The organism is Sphingomonas sp. HMP9 (assembly GCF_013374115.1).
In the GTDB taxonomy this organism is placed as follows: Bacteria; Pseudomonadota; Alphaproteobacteria; order Sphingomonadales; family Sphingomonadaceae; genus Sphingomonas.
In genome coordinates, this window is sequence record NZ_AP022673.1 from 2,996,724 (window position 1) to 3,014,140 (window position 17,417).

15 protein-coding genes and 4 pseudogenes are annotated in these 17,417 nt (G+C 66.2%); 9 read left to right on the top strand and 10 right to left on the bottom strand.

Going from position 1 to position 17,417, the window contains the following annotated elements:
- Positions 1–19 precede the first annotated feature (19 nt).
- Together HMP09_RS13490 and HMP09_RS13495 are read left to right on the top strand one after the other, a co-directional pair.
- Entirely contained in the window at positions 20–1,174 is a 1,155-nt protein-coding gene (locus HMP09_RS13490; protein ID WP_176500785.1) for an epoxide hydrolase family protein, read from the top strand.
- 172 nt (positions 1,175–1,346) lie between these two features.
- Positions 1,347–1,919 (top strand): recombinase family protein, encoded by a 573-nt coding sequence (locus HMP09_RS13495; protein ID WP_176500786.1) that lies wholly within the window; start codon positions 1,347–1,349, stop codon positions 1,917–1,919.
- A 47-nt stretch (positions 1,920–1,966) separates the two neighbouring features.
- Here the strand turns inward: HMP09_RS13495 and HMP09_RS13500 are convergent, their stop codons facing one another.
- The 5 genes and pseudogenes from HMP09_RS13500 to HMP09_RS13515 all read right to left on the bottom strand — a co-directional run.
- Positions 1,967–2,329: a TniQ family protein gene (locus HMP09_RS13500; protein ID WP_176500787.1), complete on the bottom strand. Its 363-nt coding sequence runs from the start codon at positions 2,327–2,329 to the stop codon at positions 1,967–1,969.
- Positions 2,319–3,236, bottom strand: coding sequence for a TniB family NTP-binding protein (locus HMP09_RS13505; protein ID WP_232090278.1), 918 nt, complete (start codon positions 3,234–3,236; stop codon positions 2,319–2,321). Before HMP09_RS13505 ends, HMP09_RS13500 begins: the two co-directional genes overlap by 11 nt.
- Before the next feature lie 2 nt (positions 3,237–3,238).
- A complete protein-coding gene (locus HMP09_RS13510) occupies positions 3,239–3,709 on the bottom strand; it encodes a Mu transposase C-terminal domain-containing protein (RefSeq protein WP_232090882.1) in 471 nt (156 codons plus the stop codon).
- A pseudogene (locus HMP09_RS18465) lies at positions 3,695–3,934 on the bottom strand (transposase); the annotation flags it as partial. The gene HMP09_RS13510 and the pseudogene HMP09_RS18465, both read right to left, overlap by 15 nt.
- 444 nt (positions 3,935–4,378) lie before the next feature.
- A pseudogene (locus HMP09_RS13515) lies at positions 4,379–4,620 on the bottom strand (transposase); the annotation flags it as partial.
- Between the two features lie 91 nt (positions 4,621–4,711).
- Here HMP09_RS13515 and HMP09_RS18475 point away from each other — a divergent pair.
- Positions 4,712–4,915, top strand: a pseudogene (locus HMP09_RS18475) (IS5/IS1182 family transposase); the annotation flags it as partial.
- 93 nt (positions 4,916–5,008) lie between these two features.
- On the opposite strand, the gene HMP09_RS18605 reads toward HMP09_RS18475, so the two are convergent.
- Together HMP09_RS18605 and HMP09_RS18610 are read right to left on the bottom strand one after the other, a co-directional pair.
- Positions 5,009–5,917, bottom strand: a complete 909-nt coding sequence (locus HMP09_RS18605; protein ID WP_332103222.1) for an AMP-binding protein — start codon at positions 5,915–5,917, stop codon at positions 5,009–5,011.
- 80 nt (positions 5,918–5,997) lie between these two features.
- Positions 5,998–6,648, bottom strand: a pseudogene (locus HMP09_RS18610) (AMP-binding protein); the annotation flags it as partial.
- 172 nt (positions 6,649–6,820) lie between these two features.
- Here HMP09_RS18610 and HMP09_RS13530 point away from each other — a divergent pair.
- Positions 6,821–7,999 (top strand): acyl-CoA dehydrogenase family protein, encoded by a 1,179-nt coding sequence (locus HMP09_RS13530; RefSeq protein WP_232090280.1) that lies wholly within the window; start codon positions 6,821–6,823, stop codon positions 7,997–7,999.
- A gap of 11 nt (positions 8,000–8,010) precedes the next feature.
- On the top strand, positions 8,011–9,123 hold the full coding sequence (locus HMP09_RS13535; RefSeq protein WP_176500791.1) for an acyl-CoA dehydrogenase family protein: 1,113 nt from the start codon (positions 8,011–8,013) through the stop codon (positions 9,121–9,123).
- Between the two features lie 111 nt (positions 9,124–9,234).
- On the opposite strand, the gene HMP09_RS13540 is transcribed toward HMP09_RS13535, so the two are convergent.
- Positions 9,235–10,551: a spinster family MFS transporter gene (locus HMP09_RS13540; protein ID WP_176500792.1), complete on the bottom strand. Its 1,317-nt coding sequence runs from the start codon at positions 10,549–10,551 to the stop codon at positions 9,235–9,237.
- 50 nt (positions 10,552–10,601) lie between these two features.
- Between HMP09_RS13540 and HMP09_RS13545 the strand changes: the two genes are divergently transcribed.
- The 3 genes from HMP09_RS13545 to HMP09_RS13555 all read left to right on the top strand — a co-directional run bounded on the left by HMP09_RS13545 (position 10,602) and on the right by HMP09_RS13555 (position 13,424).
- Entirely contained in the window at positions 10,602–11,633 is a 1,032-nt protein-coding gene (locus HMP09_RS13545) for an alpha/beta hydrolase (RefSeq protein WP_176500793.1), read from the top strand.
- A gap of 134 nt (positions 11,634–11,767) precedes the next feature.
- On the top strand, positions 11,768–12,556 hold the full coding sequence (locus tag HMP09_RS13550; RefSeq protein WP_176500794.1) for an IclR family transcriptional regulator: 789 nt from the start codon (positions 11,768–11,770) through the stop codon (positions 12,554–12,556).
- A complete protein-coding gene (locus tag HMP09_RS13555; protein WP_232090282.1) occupies positions 12,519–13,424 on the top strand; it encodes an SMP-30/gluconolactonase/LRE family protein in 906 nt (301 codons plus the stop codon). The genes HMP09_RS13550 and HMP09_RS13555 overlap by 38 nt, the downstream gene beginning before the upstream one ends.
- Before the next feature lie 4 nt (positions 13,425–13,428).
- On the opposite strand, the gene HMP09_RS13560 is transcribed toward HMP09_RS13555, so the two are convergent.
- A complete protein-coding gene (locus tag HMP09_RS13560) occupies positions 13,429–14,193 on the bottom strand; it encodes an SDR family NAD(P)-dependent oxidoreductase (protein ID WP_176500795.1) in 765 nt (254 codons plus the stop codon).
- Positions 14,165–16,357 carry a TonB-dependent receptor gene (locus HMP09_RS13565; protein ID WP_232090284.1) on the bottom strand — a complete coding sequence of 731 codons (2,193 nt, stop codon included), beginning with the start codon at positions 16,355–16,357 and terminating at the stop codon, positions 14,165–14,167. The genes HMP09_RS13560 and HMP09_RS13565 overlap by 29 nt, the downstream gene beginning before the upstream one ends.
- A 289-nt stretch (positions 16,358–16,646) precedes the next feature.
- On the opposite strand from HMP09_RS13565, the gene HMP09_RS13570 reads away from it, so the two are divergent.
- The gene (locus HMP09_RS13570) at positions 16,647–17,411 is read left to right on the top strand and encodes an enoyl-CoA hydratase/isomerase family protein (RefSeq protein ID WP_176500796.1); all 765 of its coding nucleotides are present in this window, start codon (positions 16,647–16,649) and stop codon (positions 17,409–17,411) included.
- Positions 17,412–17,417: the final 6 nt, after the last annotated feature.

The window sequence follows — 17,417 nt, forward strand, 5'->3', positions numbered from 1 at the left end:
CCATTTCCGGAGTTTCACGATGAGCGACGCCATTCAGCCGTTCGAGATCCACATCCCCCAAGTCGAACTCGACGATCTGGCCGATCGCCTCACCCGCACCCGCTGGCCGGATGCCGGCACGGTGCAGGATGGCTCACAGGGCCCGCAACCGGGCCGCATCCGCGCCCTTGCAGAGCGATGGCAGGACGGCTACGACTGGCGTGGCACGGAGGCGCTGCTCAACGGCTGGGGCAGCAGCCGCACCGTGATCGACGGGCTGGGCATCCACTTCCTGCATATCCACTCGCCTGAGCCGGATGCGACACCGCTGCTCCTGACGCACGGCTGGCCGGGATCGGTGCTGGAGTTCCGTGATGTGATCGGCCCGCTCAGCGATCCGCGCGCGCATGACGGCGATGCGTCGGACGCCTTCCACCTCGTAATTCCAGCGCTGCCGGGCTTCGGCTTCTCCGACAAGCCGATGGAGCCGGGCTGGGGCGTCGGTCGTACTGCGGCCGCGTGGGGCGAGCTGATGCAGCGGCTCGGCTATGGCGATCGCTGGATAGCGCAAGGAGGAGACTGGGGCGCGGCGGTCACGACGGCTCTAGCGCATATGCGCGTGCGTGGCCTCGCCGGCATTCATCTCAACATGGTGATGTTCCAGCCGACGCCTGAGGAAGTTGCCGATGCGACGCCGCAGGAGCAGCGCATGCTGGACGATGCCGTTCGCTACGACCGGGATTATTCGGGGTACATGAAGCTCCAGTGCACCCGGCCGCAGTCGCTTGCCTTCGCCCTCGCGGACTCCCCCGTGGGACTGGCTAGCTGGATCTATGCGCTGTTCCAGGATGTGTCCGACAGCGGCGGGCGTCCCGAACGCGTCATCTCGCTCGACCATCTGATCGACGACATAATGCTCTACTGGCTACCGAACGCTGGCCCAAGCTCGGCACGCTTCTACTGGGAGGCGGCGCAGGAGATGGCGAAAGGGATGCCGAACGTGCCCCTGCCGCTTCCGGCCGGTGTCAGCATGCTCCCCGGCGAACAGGTGCGTCTGTCGCGCCGCTGGGCGGAGAAGCGCTTCGCCGATCTTCGCTACTTCGGCGAGGCGACCAGCGGCGGGCATTTTGCGGCGATGGAGAACCCTGCGACGTTCGTGGAGCACGTCCGCTCGACGTTCCGGGCCATGTCGTAACAGCGGTTAGCAGGGTCTTCCCGATTGGGAACGTCTCGTAGGAATGACCGCCGTCCAATAGGTGTTCACGGGCAAGGCCGGGAAACCGCCGTTTTCCATTTTCCCAAAAACCGTTCCCAAAACCACTTTCTCACGATACGCATTTTGGACGGAGTTATGAGAAAGGAGCGGCATGCTCATTGGCTATGCGCGGGTGTCCACCCCGGATCAGGATCTGGCGTTGCAGATGGATGCCCTCAACGCGGCCGGCTGCGAACATATCGCGACCGACAAGGCCAGTGGCGCGAGCATCGTACGGCCGGGTCTGACCGAAGCGCTGGGTAAGGCCCGTAAGGGCGATACGCTCGTAATCTGGAAACTCGATCGCCTCGGGCGGTCGATGAAGGGACTGGTTGATCTGGCGGCTGACCTGTCTGCACGGGGAATCGAGTTGCGCTCGCTCACGGACGGGATCGACACCGGCACGCACACGGGACGTCTGGTATTCCATATTCTCGGGTCGATCGCGGAGATGGAGCGCGAGTTGATCCGCGAACGAACGATGGCGGGGCTGGCTGCGCGTCGAAAAGCGGGCGGGGGTGGCGGGCGCAAATCCGTTCTGACCGCTCGCAAGAGAGATATGGCCGTAAAGCTCCTCGCTGCCGGCGATCGGCCACAGGACGTAGCGGAAGCCATCGGCGTATCCGTTTCTACCTTTTACCGCCACTTTCCGGCGGGTGGCAAAGAGCAGGCGGACGACAAATAGTGCTGATACCTGCACGACTGCCTATAGATACCGCCCACAAACCCACCTTATCCATAAAGCCTGAGCCGCATTTTGTGGATGATTTCCGGATCGCAGCGGATCGCCCAGCGCGCCGCCACCTTCGCCCGTGCATGGCAGCGGGCGTCGGTCATGTTGCGGAGCCGGCGGATCGACTGGCCGGTGCCGCTGGACAGCCGATCGAGCAAGGCTTGCGGCGGATCGTCCGCGCATCGGTGGAGGTCGTCGGTATCGCAGCCGAGCCCGTATCGGCAGAAGGTCGCCACGCCCATCCCGTAGGTGTCAGCCAGTCTGCGGATGTAGGTTTCCAACCGTTCGAGCGAACGCGGTTGCGGGTGCAGCGGCCAGCGTGGACGCGGTAGGTCGCCCATCAGCCCGGCTTCATCGAACACGGGGAAAGGACGCTTCGAACAAGGCGCGTCGTTCGTCAGGCCCGCGATATTCGCACCCGTCGAGCATCGTGCGATCGATGCGCTCGCTGCCATTCAAGAGCGCATGGACCGTCGCGGCGGTCAGCAAGGCCGCCACTTCTCCGATCAGGCCGGCGGAGCGACGTAGCACCATGCTGCGCAGCTCGGGCAAGTCGGCCAGCGCCGACCGCTCGCGCAGCGGCAGCGCGCGCTCGAAGCTGGCGAGCAGGCGGGCGAAAACACCATCGTCCTGCCATGCCGGCAAGGGGATCGGCTCAAAGCGGTTCTCAAGCTGGTCGTCGCTGCGTACCGCGATCTGTGCCTGTTTGGTGCCCAGGCCGACGATCGGGATGCGAAGCGTGTTGCCAAGAAAGCGGAGCATGTTCAGGAACTCGGCGCGACGGCGGTGCGTGCCGGCGAGCAGGTTGTGCAGCTCGTCCACGATCAGCATCCGCGCCTCGACGGCGCGTAGCAGGTCCAGCGCGTAGCGTTCCAGACGTTCGCCAGAGAGATTGAACGACACCGGCGCGTTGAGCGCGGTCAGGATCGAGCCGTAGAAGCGCCGGATGCTGGGCTCGGTCGGCATCTGCATCACCACTACCGGCACGACCTCGCGCTGGCCGCACGGGCTTGGCGCCGGTGGATGCAGACGCCGAAACTTCTCGGCGATCATGCTCTTGCCGTTGTTGGTCGGCCCGACGATCAGCAGGTTAGGTGGCCGGATGCGGCCCGGTCCGAGCCGGATAACTTCATCCAATCGCGCCAAGGCCGCTTCCGCATGGGGATGGGCAATCCACCATTGGCCGTGCATGTGGGCCACGCGCTCCGACGACGGCAGATCGGCGACGGCGCGGGCAGCGGGCGAGAGATGATCCGGCTCACCCGACATGCTCACCATTCTTCTACGTCGAAGGGCTGGGATGAAGCCGTGCGATCGACCGCGCGCATCGGCCACGGCGATGCCGGCTCGCTCAACCGTGGATCGGGTTCGGCGATGACGCGAAGCCCAAGCCGACGCGCCTGGTTGCGTCGAGTCGTGCGCGTCGTGGCTCGCGCCCGTGTCTCGATCTCGCGCATCTCCTCGATCGCGGCGAAAAGGACGCCTTCGTCCACCTCGCCTTGGCGCTGCCGGCGCAGGCGGGATCGCGCGAGACGGTGTTCCCACAGTGAAACGGGCGGTCGGGCAAGCTCGCGATAGCCAACTTCGAGATAGCCGCCATCGTCGGGGTCGTGGACATAGATGCGGCTGAGGTCACGGGGATCGCGGCGTATCAGCACGCGCCGGGGCGGCCCGTCCCGCTCGATCCAGGGCTTCAGCGCGTCCGAATAGTAGTGGATGTGGTCGATCTCTTGCCGGAGAATCTCGTTCTCCCGCCGAAGGCGCTTCAACTCGGCAGCCATATCTGTCTGCGGCGCTTCGCCGGGCATCTCCATCAATCGATCACGACGACGGCCGATCCAGCGTACCAGCGTCGACAGGCCAACGCCCAGATCCTCCGCCACCGCACGCTGCGTACGCCCGCTGGTCGCCACCAGCCGGACCGCCTCGTCCTCGAATTCCTTCGTAAATCGTCGCTGCTTCGTCATCGAGTTCACCTTTCATCTCAGGAAAACTCTCCACTTTTCTGAAGCAAGTCCACTTGGGCCTTGGCTCGACCAACTGGAAACAAGAACACACAAGAATGTCGCCGTCGTCGCGCTGGCTAACAAGATCGTCCGGATCAGTTGGGCAGTGCTGGCACGTCAGGAAGAGTATCGGCCTCCCATGCCGATCGCCGCCTGACGCTCAAACCGCAACACCCAGGTCTGCAGCACGAGGAGTGATGGCAAACAGTCGATGGCGATACGGTCCAAGCCTGAGCAAAAATGCAGCCGTTGAAGGCTGAACCAGCTTGTTAGGACGACCGTGCGCGTATCCCATCATGGCCAGGGATCGAGATGTCCCACAAACAGGCCGGATACATTTACGCAGACTGTGCAGCCTATCGCGTTTCATGCTTGCCAGACGGGGGCGGACCATACATTTTAAGCCAGAACGTCCTGCAGGATATGTTTGTCAAGGCTGAGGTCCGCAACCAGCTGTTTCAGCTGCCGGTTCTCATCCTCGAGCTGCTTAAAGCGCCTCAGCTCGCCAACACCGAGACCGCCGTACACCTTCTTCCAGCGGTAAAACGTCTGCTCCGAAATCCCCATTCGCCGGATGACTTCGGCTACCGGTGTGCCGGTTTCAGCGCGAACGCAATCTGCTCGTCTGTGTACCTAGATTTCTTCATTTCCAGCTCCTTGCCCGAAGGCTTCTCAAGGCCGGAAAACTCTCGCTCAAAATGGACTAAAAACAGGCGGGACGTCAAATTTGGCGATGCGTATCCCACACTTGCCAAGCTGTTCGCCGATGGGGGGCATGCCGGGCCGAAGCTCGAAGCGGCGGTCGCCCGCCCATAACGTCTGACAATCGAAATCGTCAGACGTTCCGACCCAGCGGATTTCGTAATTCTGGCCCGGCGCTCGGTCATCGAACGCACATCGGCGTGGTTTAGTCGGTGCCGGCGTCTCGCCAAGGACTGGGAAGCCTCCATAGTATAGTCCGAAGCTTGGACGGTCGTCTTACCCATCAGGCGAATGACCAGCTGCACTGCTAAACTCGAATTATTAGCTGCGCTCTTACGTGCCCGCGACGTGGGCGTGGTATCGCTCTCGGAGGACCGTCTTCAGAAGCTTACCGGTCGCCGTGTGAGGAAGGTCATCGACTATGATGACATCGTCGGGGAGCCACCAGCGCGCAACGTGGCGAGCGAGATAGGCTAGAACGGACGTACGGTCAACCGTGGCGCCGGGGTTGAGACGGAGCAGCAACAACGGACGCTCTTGCCAACGCGGGTGCGGTACACCGATGACAGCGGCTTCCGCTACGCCGGGATAGGCGGTGGCAACATTCTCCAGATCGATCGACGAGATCCATTCGCCACCGGACTTGATCACGTCCTTGGCGCGGTCGGTGACGTGGAGGAAGCCGTCGGCATCAATCCGCGCGATGTCGCCGGTGTCGAGCCAGCCGTCGGCGTCGAGCATCGTCTCGGCCTCCACCCCAAAATAGCGTTCGATCACCCAGGGCCCGCGAACCTTCAGCAATCCAGCCGCGGCGCCGTCGTGCGGCAGCGCCGCACCGGCGGCATCCTCGATCCGCAGTTCGATCCCGAACACGGTGCGGCCCTGCGTGGCGCGCAGCGCGACCAGCGCGTCGGGATCAAGGCCGACATGCTTGGCGTGCGGGCGGCAGACGGTGGCGACGGGGCTGGTTTCGGTCATGCCCCAGGCCTGCATTGCCTCGACGCCGAGCAGGTCGCGGAAGCGCGTGATGAGCGCGGCGGGCGTCGCCGCACCGCCCATAAACACGCGGTCGAGTTTCAGCGCGGCGCGGTCCCCAGGGGGCAGCGTTGCGATGTGATCGAGCAACGCGAACCAGACGGTGGGCACGCCGAGCGAGAAGCTGACACCCTCGTCGCGCAACAGCGCATGGAGCGACACCGGATCAAGCGCCGCACCCGGCAGCACGAGCTTCGCGCCGCACATCGCCGCCGCGAACGGCACCCCCACGCGTTGACGTGGAACAACGGCGTGACCAGCAACACGCTGTCGCGGGCCGACAGGGCCATCGAATCCGCGGCGCAGGCGGCAAACGCGTGCAGCAGCGTAGAGCGGTGACTGTAGAGTACGCCCTTCGGATTGCCGGTCGTCCCCGACGTGTAGCAGAGCGTCGATGCGGCGGATTCCTCGATTGCCGGCCAGGCGGGCAGGGGCGCGGTATCGGCGATCAGCGTCTCGTACGCGATCAAACCGGGCAGGTCGCTGGCGGGCATGTCGGCCTTCGCGGACAGCACGATGATCGTTGGGACGTCGGGCAGACCCGCGACTAGCGGTTCGATGATCGGCAACAGGTCTGGATCGACGCACAGGATGCGCGCGCCGCCGTGGCCGAGGATATAGCTGATTTGTTCGGCGAACAGTCGGGGATTGACGGTGTGTAACACCAGCCCGCTCGCGGTGACGCCGTAATAAAGTTCGAGATGCGCGGTGCGGTTCCACGCCAGCGTCGCGATGCGGTCGCCGCGCCGCGCGCCCAACGCTTCGAGCGCGGCGGCGACGCGGCGCGCGCGGGTCGCGACGCGGCCCCAGGTCGATCGCTCGATCGCACCGTCTGCTGCCCGCGACACGATCTCGACCGCGCCATGGTTGATCGCCGCGTGGTCGATCAGCAGGCCGGTGGTCAGCGGGCGATCCTGCATCAGTCCGCGCATCGTCATTCTCCTGTTGTGCGGCGGGGGTGCCAGAGGATCGGGGGCGGTTGAAGGCTCGGATCCGCATAGCCGCGGACAATCGCGTGGGTGATTTTCCGCCCGCCTACCACGTCCGATGTTGCCGCCCGCCGCCGCGCGCCAGATCTTAGTTCCGCACAGTGAACAAGGGCCAGATGCCGTGAACCTCGATTTCGATGCCGACGACCAGGCGTTCCGTGCCGAGGTGCGCGCGTTCTTCGCCGATGCGATTCCAGCTGCCTGGAGCACCCGTGTTCGCGCCGGGCTGCGGCTCGATCCCGAGGATCTGACCGCGTATCAGCGGATGCTGGCGGCGCGCGGCTGGGGCGCGCCGACCTGGCCGATCGAGCATGGCGGCACTGGCTGGTCGCCGACGCAGCTCTACATCTTCTGGTCGGAGGCAGCGCGTGCCGATGCGCCCGCGCAATTCCACCAGGGCTTGGAGCTGATCGGCCCGATCCTGTTCACCTATGGCAGCGCCGAACAGCGGGCGTACTATCTGCCGCGGATCATCAGCGGCGAGGACTGGTGGTGCCAGGGCTATTCGGAACCTGGCGCCGGCTCCGACCTCGCGGCGCTGCGCACGCGGGCGGACCACGACGGCGACGCCTATGTGCTCAACGGCCAGAAGATGTGGACGAGTTACGCGCATGTCGCGACGCAGATGTTCGTGCTTGCACGCACCTCGACCGAGGCGCGGCGGCAGCAGGGCATCTCGCTGATCCTCGTCGACATGGCGACGCCGGGCCTGCGCATCCGCCCGATCGCGACCCTGGACGAGAAGCACCACACCAACGAGGTGTTCCTCGACGACGTCCGCGTGCCCGCCGCGAACTTGGTCGGCGAGGAGGGGCAGGGCTGGAACTACGGCAAGGTTCTGCTCGATCGCGAACGGATGGTAAGTGCCGCGACTGCGATCTTCCTGCCGCAGACGGTGCGCGGTATCCGCGACGCCGCGCGGCGGCGGCGGATCGGCAGCGTGCCGCTGGCCGAGACGTCGGGTTTCGCGGGGAAACTCGCGCAGTTCGAGATCGAGGTGATCGCGTTGCAGACGATGGTGCTGCGGCTGATGGGCGACGCGGCGGCGGGCGCGGATTCAGGGCCGCGCGGATCGATGGTGAAGCTGCGCTGGTCCGACCTGATCCAACAGGGCACGACGCTATGGACCGAGGCCATCGGGCCGGAGGCGGCGCACTGGCAGGCGATCGATGGCGCTCCGCTGGCTGAGGACATGCCCTATCCGATGCAGGGTGCGCTGCATTCGCGAGTCACGACCATCTATGGCGGATCGAGCGAGATCCAGCACGATATCATCGCGCGCCGCGCGCTCGGGCTTTAGGATTCTGATCGATGAATTTCCTCTACAGCGACGAACAGCGGATGCTTTACGAGAGCGTAGATCGGTACGGCCAGCAGGAGTGGCGGGCGGCCGCTCGGCTCGCGACTTTGGCGGCGGGGCCTAAGGCGGCTGCGCGACGCTGGCGCGCAATGGCTGAGCTCGGCTGGCTGATGTTACCGATCGCGGCAGAGGACGGCGGTCTCGGCGGCGGGCCGGTCGAGGTGATGGCGGTAGCGGAAGGTCTCGGGCGGCATCTGATCACTGATCCCTGGGTGTCGTCCTGCGTCCTCGCGCCCGCCCTCCTGCACGGCGGCGGCGATGCCCCGACCGTGCTGGCGACCGAGATCGGCGCGGGCGTTGCGCGCGTCGCAGCCGCGCTGATCGAAGCGGACGGTGGCCATGACCTGCATCGCGTTAGCCTGCGCGCCGAGCGGGTCGGCGGCGGCTATCGCCTGTCGGGCGCGAAGGTGCATGTCGAGGACGGCGCCGACGCCGACTGGTTCGTCGTCTCCGCGCGCACCGCCGGCGGCGATGCCGAGGTCGCGGGGATCAGCCTGTTCCTCGTCCCCGCCACCGCGCCCAGGCTGACGATCGAACGCTTCCGCGCGATCGACGGCCACCGGCATGCGCGGCTGCGATTGGACGGCGTGACCGCCGCTACGCTGGTGGGCGAGGCAGACGCCGCGCTCCCGCTAATCGCCTCGGCGGTCGACCGCGCGATCTGTGCGCACCTGGCGGAGGCGACCGGATCGATGGAGGCGGTCGCGGCAACGACGCTCGATTATCTTAAGACGCGGCATCAGTTCGGCGTGCCGATCGGGAGCTTCCAAGCCTTGAAACACCGCATGGTTGACCTGACAATCGCCTGCGAGGAGGCGCGTGCGATGACCTATCACGCGACGCTCAACCTCGACGGGCTGGACTGCATCCGTGCAGTGGCCGCGGCGAAGACGCGTGTCGGGCAGTGCGGGCTGTACGTCGCGCGGCAGGCCGTGCAGCTGCACGGCGGCGTCGGGACCAGCGACGAACTGATCGTCAGCCATCATCTGAAGCGCCAGATGATGCTCGACCTCGCGCATGGCGGCGCGGACCATCATCGCGCAAGGTTCGCGGCGGCGGCCTGACCTATTAGCCCGTCATCCCGCGAAACGGGAGCCCAGGGTCACAAACGATAGCGCTCCTGGCTCCTGGACCCCCGCGTTCGCAGGGGAGCCAAGCCGAACGTCGATCCCGCCCTAATCCGCCTCGTCCGCGACGATCGTCCGCGCCGCGACCGCGAACAGCACCGACGCCAGCACCAGCGGCAGCGCGACCAGTGCCATCGCCATGCGCAGCCCCGCGACCGGCCCCATCGTCGCGCTCAGCCAGTCGCTCGCAAGCCCGACGAACAGCGGCCCGAAGGCGAGCCCGATCGCGTTGGTCAGGAACAGCTGGATCGCCGACGCCATCGCGCGCAGCGGCGCGGCGGCGAGCGTCTGCACCGCCGCGAACGCCGAGCCATAGTTTAGCGCGTGGACGAAGATCGCGCAGCCGAGCAACGCGAACGACAGGCGGATATCGCCGCTGAGCGCGGTACCGGCGAACAGCGGCACCGACAGCGCCAGTGTCGCGGTCGGCAGGCGGACATAGCCGATGATGCCACGCCGCGCGATCCGGTCGGCGAGCCACCCTCCGATCAGCGTGCCGAGCCCGCCGCCGATGCCGACCAGCAGACCCAGCGTCACGCCGAGGAACACCGACGGCGCGACGCCCCAGTTGGCGGCCAGCGCCGCGAGGCCCGCGGCATGCGTACGCATGTAGAGCGAGCCGAAAAACGCCGCTTGCCCGTAATAAGCGAACGCCGCGAAACCCGAAGCGACCGATATGCACCAATAGGAGCGTTTCACGCGCAGCATCTGCAACACTGTGGCGAGCGGCAGCGGCGCGGCGCGAATCGCGGTCGCCACGCGGCGCGGCTCTTTCAACGCCAGCACCACGATGATCGCAAGGATCAGCCCCGGTGCGCCCGCAAGAAAGAATGCCGCGCGCCAGCCGAGCGTCGCGAGGAGCACGCCGCCGAGCACTAGCCCGGCGAGCGAACCGAGCGGGATACCGAGCGTGTAGAGCGCCAGCGCGGAGGCGCGGCGTTCGCGCGGCACGTAATCGGTGATCAGGCTGTGCGCGGCCGGCGTGCAGCCCGCCTCGCCGACGCCCACGCCGACCCGCGCGAGCAGCATCTCGCCGAAATTGCGGGTGACGCCGCAGAGCATCGTGAACGCGCTCCACACCGCAAGTGAACCGGCGATTATGTGGACCCGGTTGCCGCGATCGGCGACGCGGGCGAGCGGAATGCCCAGCACCGTATAAAACAGCGCGAACGCCAGCCCGCTGATAGCGCCGATCTGCCAGTCGGCCAGATGCAGGTCGATCTTCATCGGCTCGACCAGCAGCGTGACGATCTGGCGGTCGAGCATGTTGAGGACATAGACCAGCATCAGCAGCAGGATCGGGCCATAGGGAAAGGCGCGGGGTTCGCGTGCAGCATCGTCGGCGATCTGGGCCTCTGCGATCATCATCGTCTCCTGTTCGCCTTATGGCGATTGCGGCGATCATAGGACGGGGCATGAATGCCGCTCGCCGGGCATCCGGCGGGCGCGACTTTATCGTCCATGTGATTCAGGGCGGCACGATCGCCGCGCGCCGCTCGCGACTGTCGGCAGGGGCTAGGATGTCCACCGCATCGAGTCAGAGGAAAGCTATGCCGATCGCGCATCACGGCGACGTCGCTATACACTACGACAGTTACGGCGACGTTGACGCGCCGGCCGTCCTGCTGATGGCGGGGGCGGGGCGACCTGCCACCGATTTCGACGCGCCGTTCATCGATGGGCTGACTGCAGCCGGTTTCCGCGTGATGCGTCTCGACAGCCGCGACACGGGCCTTTCCACCGCCTTCCCCGGGGTGTCGGCGAACCTGTGCGCGGTCTACCATGCGGCGCGCGGCGGGGCCCCGGCCAACCCGCCCTATGCGATCGCCGATATGGCGGCGGACGCGATCGCCGTCCTCGACGCGGCCGGAGTGGATCGCGCGCATATCGTCGGGCGCTCGCTCGGCGGGATGGTCGCGCAGCATCTGGCGATCCACGCACCGGCCCGTGTCGCCAGCCTGGCGCTGGTCATGGCCAACAGCCGCAGCCTCATTGACCGGATCGGCGAGGCGACACTCGACCAGCTCGAGGCGGAGTCGATCCCCGACGCCGATGCCTATGTCGCTCGCCAGCTGCGCGTGTTCCAAGCCAACGGGATTGCGGAGGATTTCGACGCGGACCGGATCGCGGCGGAGGCGCGGATCGCGTGGGCGCGCGGCGTTCATCCCGGTGCGACAGCGCGGCATTTCGCCGCCGCCCTCGCCGCCGAGGACATGCGCCCGGCGCTGGCCGGAGTCGCCGCGCCGACGCTCGTCATCCACGGCGCACGTGATCCGGTCATCCCGCCCGCCTATGCGGTCGAGACTGCGGGTGCGATTCCCTGCGCGGAGCTCGTTATGATCGAGGAGATGGCGCATGACGCGCCGCCGCACCTGCGCGCCGACTGGCTCCGGCGGATCGTGCGCCACGTGACCACTCTCGATGCTGGCACACCATCGCATATGTGATAAGTAACCCGTGCAGAGCTGGTCGTGGCCGGACAGGGTCGCGGCGCACTAGCCTCTTTGCCGACCTCTACGCAATGACGTGGCGGCAAAATGACAGAGGTGGCCGCCAAGGCTGCCCGGCATGGAGCGGATCGATGATACGACGTCCCGTCAAATCGGCCTCGCGCACGTTCGAGGTGCTCGAATTGTTTCGCGACCGCCGGATGCCACTGCGCCTGAACGAGATCTACACAGCGCTCGGCTACCCGCAATCAAGCGCGACCAATTTGCTCAAAAGCATGGTCATGGCGGGGTACCTCAACTACAACCGCGCCACGCGCACCTATCTGCCGACGCTGCAGGTGATGTCGCTCGGCAACTGGCTGTACAGCTATATCTCGGCCGACCACGGCTATGGCTGGCTGCTCGACGAACTGCAGCGGCGGACCGACGAGACAGCGGTGCTGGTCACGCAGAACGATCTGTTTATCCAGTATATCATGATGCGGCTGCCCGCGCATCCGCACAAGCGCCCGCCGCATGTCGGCGAGATGCGGCTGATGATCGACGCCACCTCCGGCCTCGCGCTGATGAGCCAGATGCACGACCGTGAGATCGACAAGATCTGTCGCTACAGCAATTATTACGAGCTGAGCCCGGGCGGGCGCGTCGATAGCGCCGAGCTGATGCGTAAGATCGCGTGGATCCGCCAGACCGGCTATTGCTATTGGGACGAGCATCCGGTGCCGGGGATTGCGTCGATGGCGTTTCCGCTCGCCGACACGCTGCATGGTATCCCGCTCGCGGTCGGCGTCGGCGGCACGACCGAGCGGCTGTCGCGCAACAAGAGCGAACTGGTCAAGATCAGCCGCGAGGTGATCGCCGAATTCCGCGACCGCTTCGCCCATGTCCCGGACGAACAATATCTGGTCGCGGCGGAGTGATCCGGGCATGCCGGTAACGATCGACCTGCTGCCCGAAGCCGGCGTCCGGCTCGGCGAGAGCCCGCTCTGGGACCATCGCAGCGACCGGCTCTGGTCGGTCGACGTCGTCGGACCGCGCATCCTGTCCTGCGACGCCAATGGTGCCGCGCCGCGCGAGTGGACACTCGACCAGCCGGTCGGCAGCATTGGCCTCGCGGGCGATGGCCTGGTCGCGGCGTTGGCGGACGGTTTCCATCGCTTCGATCCCGACACCGGCGCGACGACCGCGATCGCACGGCCCGACATAGCGGCGGGCACGCGCTTCAACGACGGCAAGGCGGACCGCGGCGGGAATTTCCTGGCCGGATCGATGCGGGTCGGCGACGGTACCGTTACCGGCGTCTTGTGGCGGCTCGGCACGGACGGTGCGCTGGTCGAACTCGAACGCGATCTGGCGATCACCAACGCGATCTGTTTTTCGCCTGATGGCGACACATTGTACCTAGCAGACAGCCTGGACGGCATCCTGCGATCTTATCGCTACGACGGTTCCGTGCTGGCCGAGCGCAAGACGCTGGCGGACTGCCGTGAGGCAGGGTCGGGGCCGGATGGCGCGACTGTGGATGCGGCCGGCAACATCTGGGTCGCACTGGTAATGGCGCAAGCGATCGCGTGCTACGCGCCCGATGGCCGGCTGCTGCAGGCGATCCCGGTGCCGGTGCCCTATCCGTCGTGCCCGGCGTTCGGCGGGCCGGGCCTGTCCACGCTATACGTGACGAGCATCGCGGATTCGGGCCACCGACTGGTGTCCGACCATCCAGATCGTGGCCGCATCGTCGCGATCCGGGGACTCGATGCGGTGGGCCTGCCCGAAGGCGTCTATCGCTGACTCGTCACAAGACCGCGGTGATACCGCCGTCCACGATCAGTGTCTGCCCGGTCACGAAAGCGGCGCGGACGGAGGCGAGGAACGCGACCGCCTCTGCGATGTCGGCGATCTCGCCCAGTCGCCGGAGCGGGGTGTCCGCCACTCGCGCGGCGAACGCGTCGGTGTCGAGCATCGCGCGGACGCCCTCTGTCGCGATCGTCGAGGGTGCGACCGCGTTCACCCTGATCCGGTCACACGCGAGTTCGGCGGCAGCGGCGCGCGTCAGGCCCTCGACCCCCGCCTTCACGCCGCAATAGACCATCGCGCCCGCGAACCCGAGCCGCGCCGAGACCGAGGCGATGTTGACGATCGCGCCCCCGCCGCCGGCGCGCATCGCAGGGGCCGCGGCTTGGGTCGTCCACAGGATCGCGCCGAAGCCGACGCCCAGCATCCGATCGACCGTCGCCGGGGTAATGTCGGCCAACGGATCGTAGCGATTCCACATCGCGTTGTTGACGACGATATCGAGCCGTCCGCACCGCGCCACCGTCGCGGCGACGGCGGCCTGGACCTCGGCCTGCACGCTGACATCCGCACCGAGCCCGAACGCGCCGCATCCGATTGCCTCCGCCGCGCCTTGCGCCCACTTGGCTTTCCGGTCGACAATCGCCACGGTGCAGCCGCGCGAGGCCAGCAACTCGGCAATGCCGCGCCCGAGCCCGCGCGCGCCGCCCGTTACCAGCGCGACGCGGCCTGTAAACTCAGAACTTGAACTGGAGTTCGACGCCATAGACCCGCCCCTTGTTCAGCGGCGAGAAGGTCGACCCCGCGAAGAACGGCAGCGGCGAGTCCGTCCCGAAGGTCGCCTCGTTCAGCAGGTTGGTGCCGTAAACCGACAGCTTGTACGGCCCGTGCGACAGCGCGAGGTTCGCATCGACCATCGTGGCTGCGCGCAACAGGCCGGTATTCTGGTCGTTGTAGAACGACGCGTCGCGGTAATTGGCGCCGACGCGTCCCTCCAGGCTGGTGTCCGCGGCGACCGTGTGCGCATAGGCGATCGAACCGCCATAGCTCCACGGCGACAGCCGCGGCAGTTTCAGCGCGAAATCCTTGGCGTCGATCACGCGGTCGTTGTTCAGGTCCGCGAAGATCTTCTGATACTTGCCGTCGGTGTAGCCGAACTGCCCGGAGATGGTCAGGCCCTTGAACGGCCGCACCAGCAGCTCGCCCTCGACGCCCTGGATGCGGACATTGGCGGCGTTGGTGATGATCTGGAAGATGCCGAACGGCGGCGCGGGGGTCTGGATCTCGCGCTGGACGTTGTCGATTGTGCTGTAGAAACCGGCGATGTTGACGCGGGCGAAGCGGCCGAACTCCTGCTTGATGCCGACCTCGTAGGCGTCCTGGCCTTCCTGGTCGAACGGGCCCGGATCGACATTGGGGTTGAGGTTGCGGAAATTATAGCCGCCGCTGCGGAAGCCCTTCGAATAGCTCGCATAGACCTGCGTCGCGTCGGTCGGCTTGTACTGCACGCCGAGGCGCGGAGTGAAGCCGTGCCAGTCCTGCTTGCTGCGGAAATCGAACGCGCAGTTGACGGTATCGAGGTCGCAGCCATTGGCGCGGATGCTGGCGATTTGAACCGCCTTGTGCTCCGCCGAATAGCGTGCGCCGACGTTTAGCGTCAGCGTGTCGGTCAAATGCCAGTCGACCGAGCCGAACACGCCGTAGGTGTTCTGCTCCTGCCGGCCACCGCCCGACACGATCAGCGCGCCGTTCGACAGGATGCGCTCCTCGGCATAGTTGATGTCCTGCCAGAAATAATACAGCCCGGTGGTCACGTCGATCTTGCCGAAGCTGCCGGCGTAGCGCAGCTCGTCGCTGAACTGTTCCTGCTTGGTGTGGTTGCGCGAATGCAGCAGCGTCAGCGGCGAGGCATCGACATCCGCGCCGCTGTCGTTGTCGAGCGCGCGATAGCCCATGATGTTGGTGATCTTGCCGTTGCCGAACCCCACGTCGATGTTGGTCTCCGCGATCGCCTGGTCCCAGTCCGACGTGATAAAGCCGGGATAGTTGATCGACACGCCGAAGCTGTCGCGCGGATAGAGGCCGTGGTTGCTAGCGACCGGGCCGTCGCCGCGGATGCGACCATGTTCGTAACGCAGGATCAGTTCGAAATCGTCCGACGGCGTGAAGCGCAGCGCCGGGCGGATGATCAGCGTCTCGTTCTTGCCGATCTTCTTGCCGTCGAAATCGTTGCGGAACCAGCCATTGTCGTTATTGTAATAGACCGCGAGCTTCGCATCGAGCTTGCCCTTGACGATCGGCCCGGTGATCGAGGCCGCTGCGCGCTTCTCGAGGCCGGTGGACAGCCCGAGCTTAGCATCGATGCGCAGCGTGTCGGACGGCGTCGTCGTGCGCAGCACCACCGCGCCGCCGGTCACGTTGCGCCCGAACAACAGGCCCTGTGGCCCGCGCAGCACCTCGACGCCCGCCAGGTCGAACGTGTCGAACAGTACGCCCGCGCTGACCCCCAGATAGATGCCGTCGACGAACACGCCCACGGTCGGGTCGATCGACGGGATTGAACTATTGATGCCCAATCCGCGGATCGAGAAGTTCGCATAGCCCGGCGTAGTGCCGACGCTTTCCAGCGAGGCGTTGGGGACGCTGAAGCTGATGCCCTGGATGCTGCGGACATGCTGTTCCTCGAGCTGCGCCGTGCCGAACGCGGTGACGGCGAAGGGCACATCCTGCACGTTTTGCGCGTCGGCGCGCTTGCTGGCAGTGACGACGATGTCGCCCAGGCCTTCCTGCGCCGCATCCGGCGTCGCGGTGTCGGCCGGCGTTTGAGTCATGGGTTGGCTGGGGGGCTGGGTCTGCGCTTCGGCCTGCTGCGCGAGCAACAGGCTCGCGGCGATGCCACACTGCAGCCAGGCCTTGTATGTGATGATCATTCGCTATCCTCCCCTGAAGGGTGCCCGCGCTCGACCGGTCGGGAATGACCGGCGGCACGATGTCTCGCCCTTGCATGATCGCCGCCGACGGATCGGCTCGGAAGATGTTCGGGGCTAAGAGCCGATCCGGGCAAATGCGCTCGCGGCAAGAGCGCGAAAATCACATCCGGGAATTCGCAGCGTGCCCGGCGTCGCCGCGTTTTCCGATATGCGATATTGCGGGCGGCGCACGCGATCGGCGATGCGGCGGCTGCCCCGCCGTGCATGGTTTGCGTGAGGAGAGACCGCAATGGCCCATGTACATCTCGATGTCACCGATCACGTCGCGCTCGTGACGATGGACAATCCGCCCGTGAACGCCCAGCCGATCGCGTTCATGGAGGCGCTGACGGAGGTTTTCGACAGCTTTAACGACCGCGACGATGTCCGCGTCGTCGTGCTGACCGGCGCGGGGCGGTGCTTCTCCGCCGGTGCCGACCTGAAAAACCGTCCCGATCTCTCCGAACCCGGCACGCGCTGGCGGCGCAACCGGATCGTGCGCGAATCCTCCTATGCGATCGCGGATTGCGCCAAGCCCGTGATCGCCGCGGTCAACGGCCCGGCGCTGGGCGCGGGGATGGGACTGGTCGCGAGCTGCGACATCATCGTCGCGTCGGAGGAGGCGGTGTTCGGCCTGCCCGAGGTCGATGTTGGCCTGATGGGCGGCGGCAAGCATGCCGCGCGCGTCTTCCCGCATTCGCTGGTGCGGCGGATGATGCTGACCGGCTACCGCGCGCCCGCCACCGAGATCTATCGCCGCGGCATCATCGAGGCGTGCCTGCCCGCCGCAGAACTGATGCCCTACGCGATGGCCATGGCGCGGATGATCGCCGCCAAGAGCCCGCTCGCGACGCGCCTCGCCAAGGACAGCATGCGGACGATCGAGACGATGACGTTGCGCGACGGCTATATCTACGAACAGACCAACACCGCTAAACTGTCGACGACGCACGACGCGGCCGAGGCAGTGTCGGCGTTCGTCGAGAAGCGCGCGCCCGTCTTCCTCGGTCGCTGAGCCGGC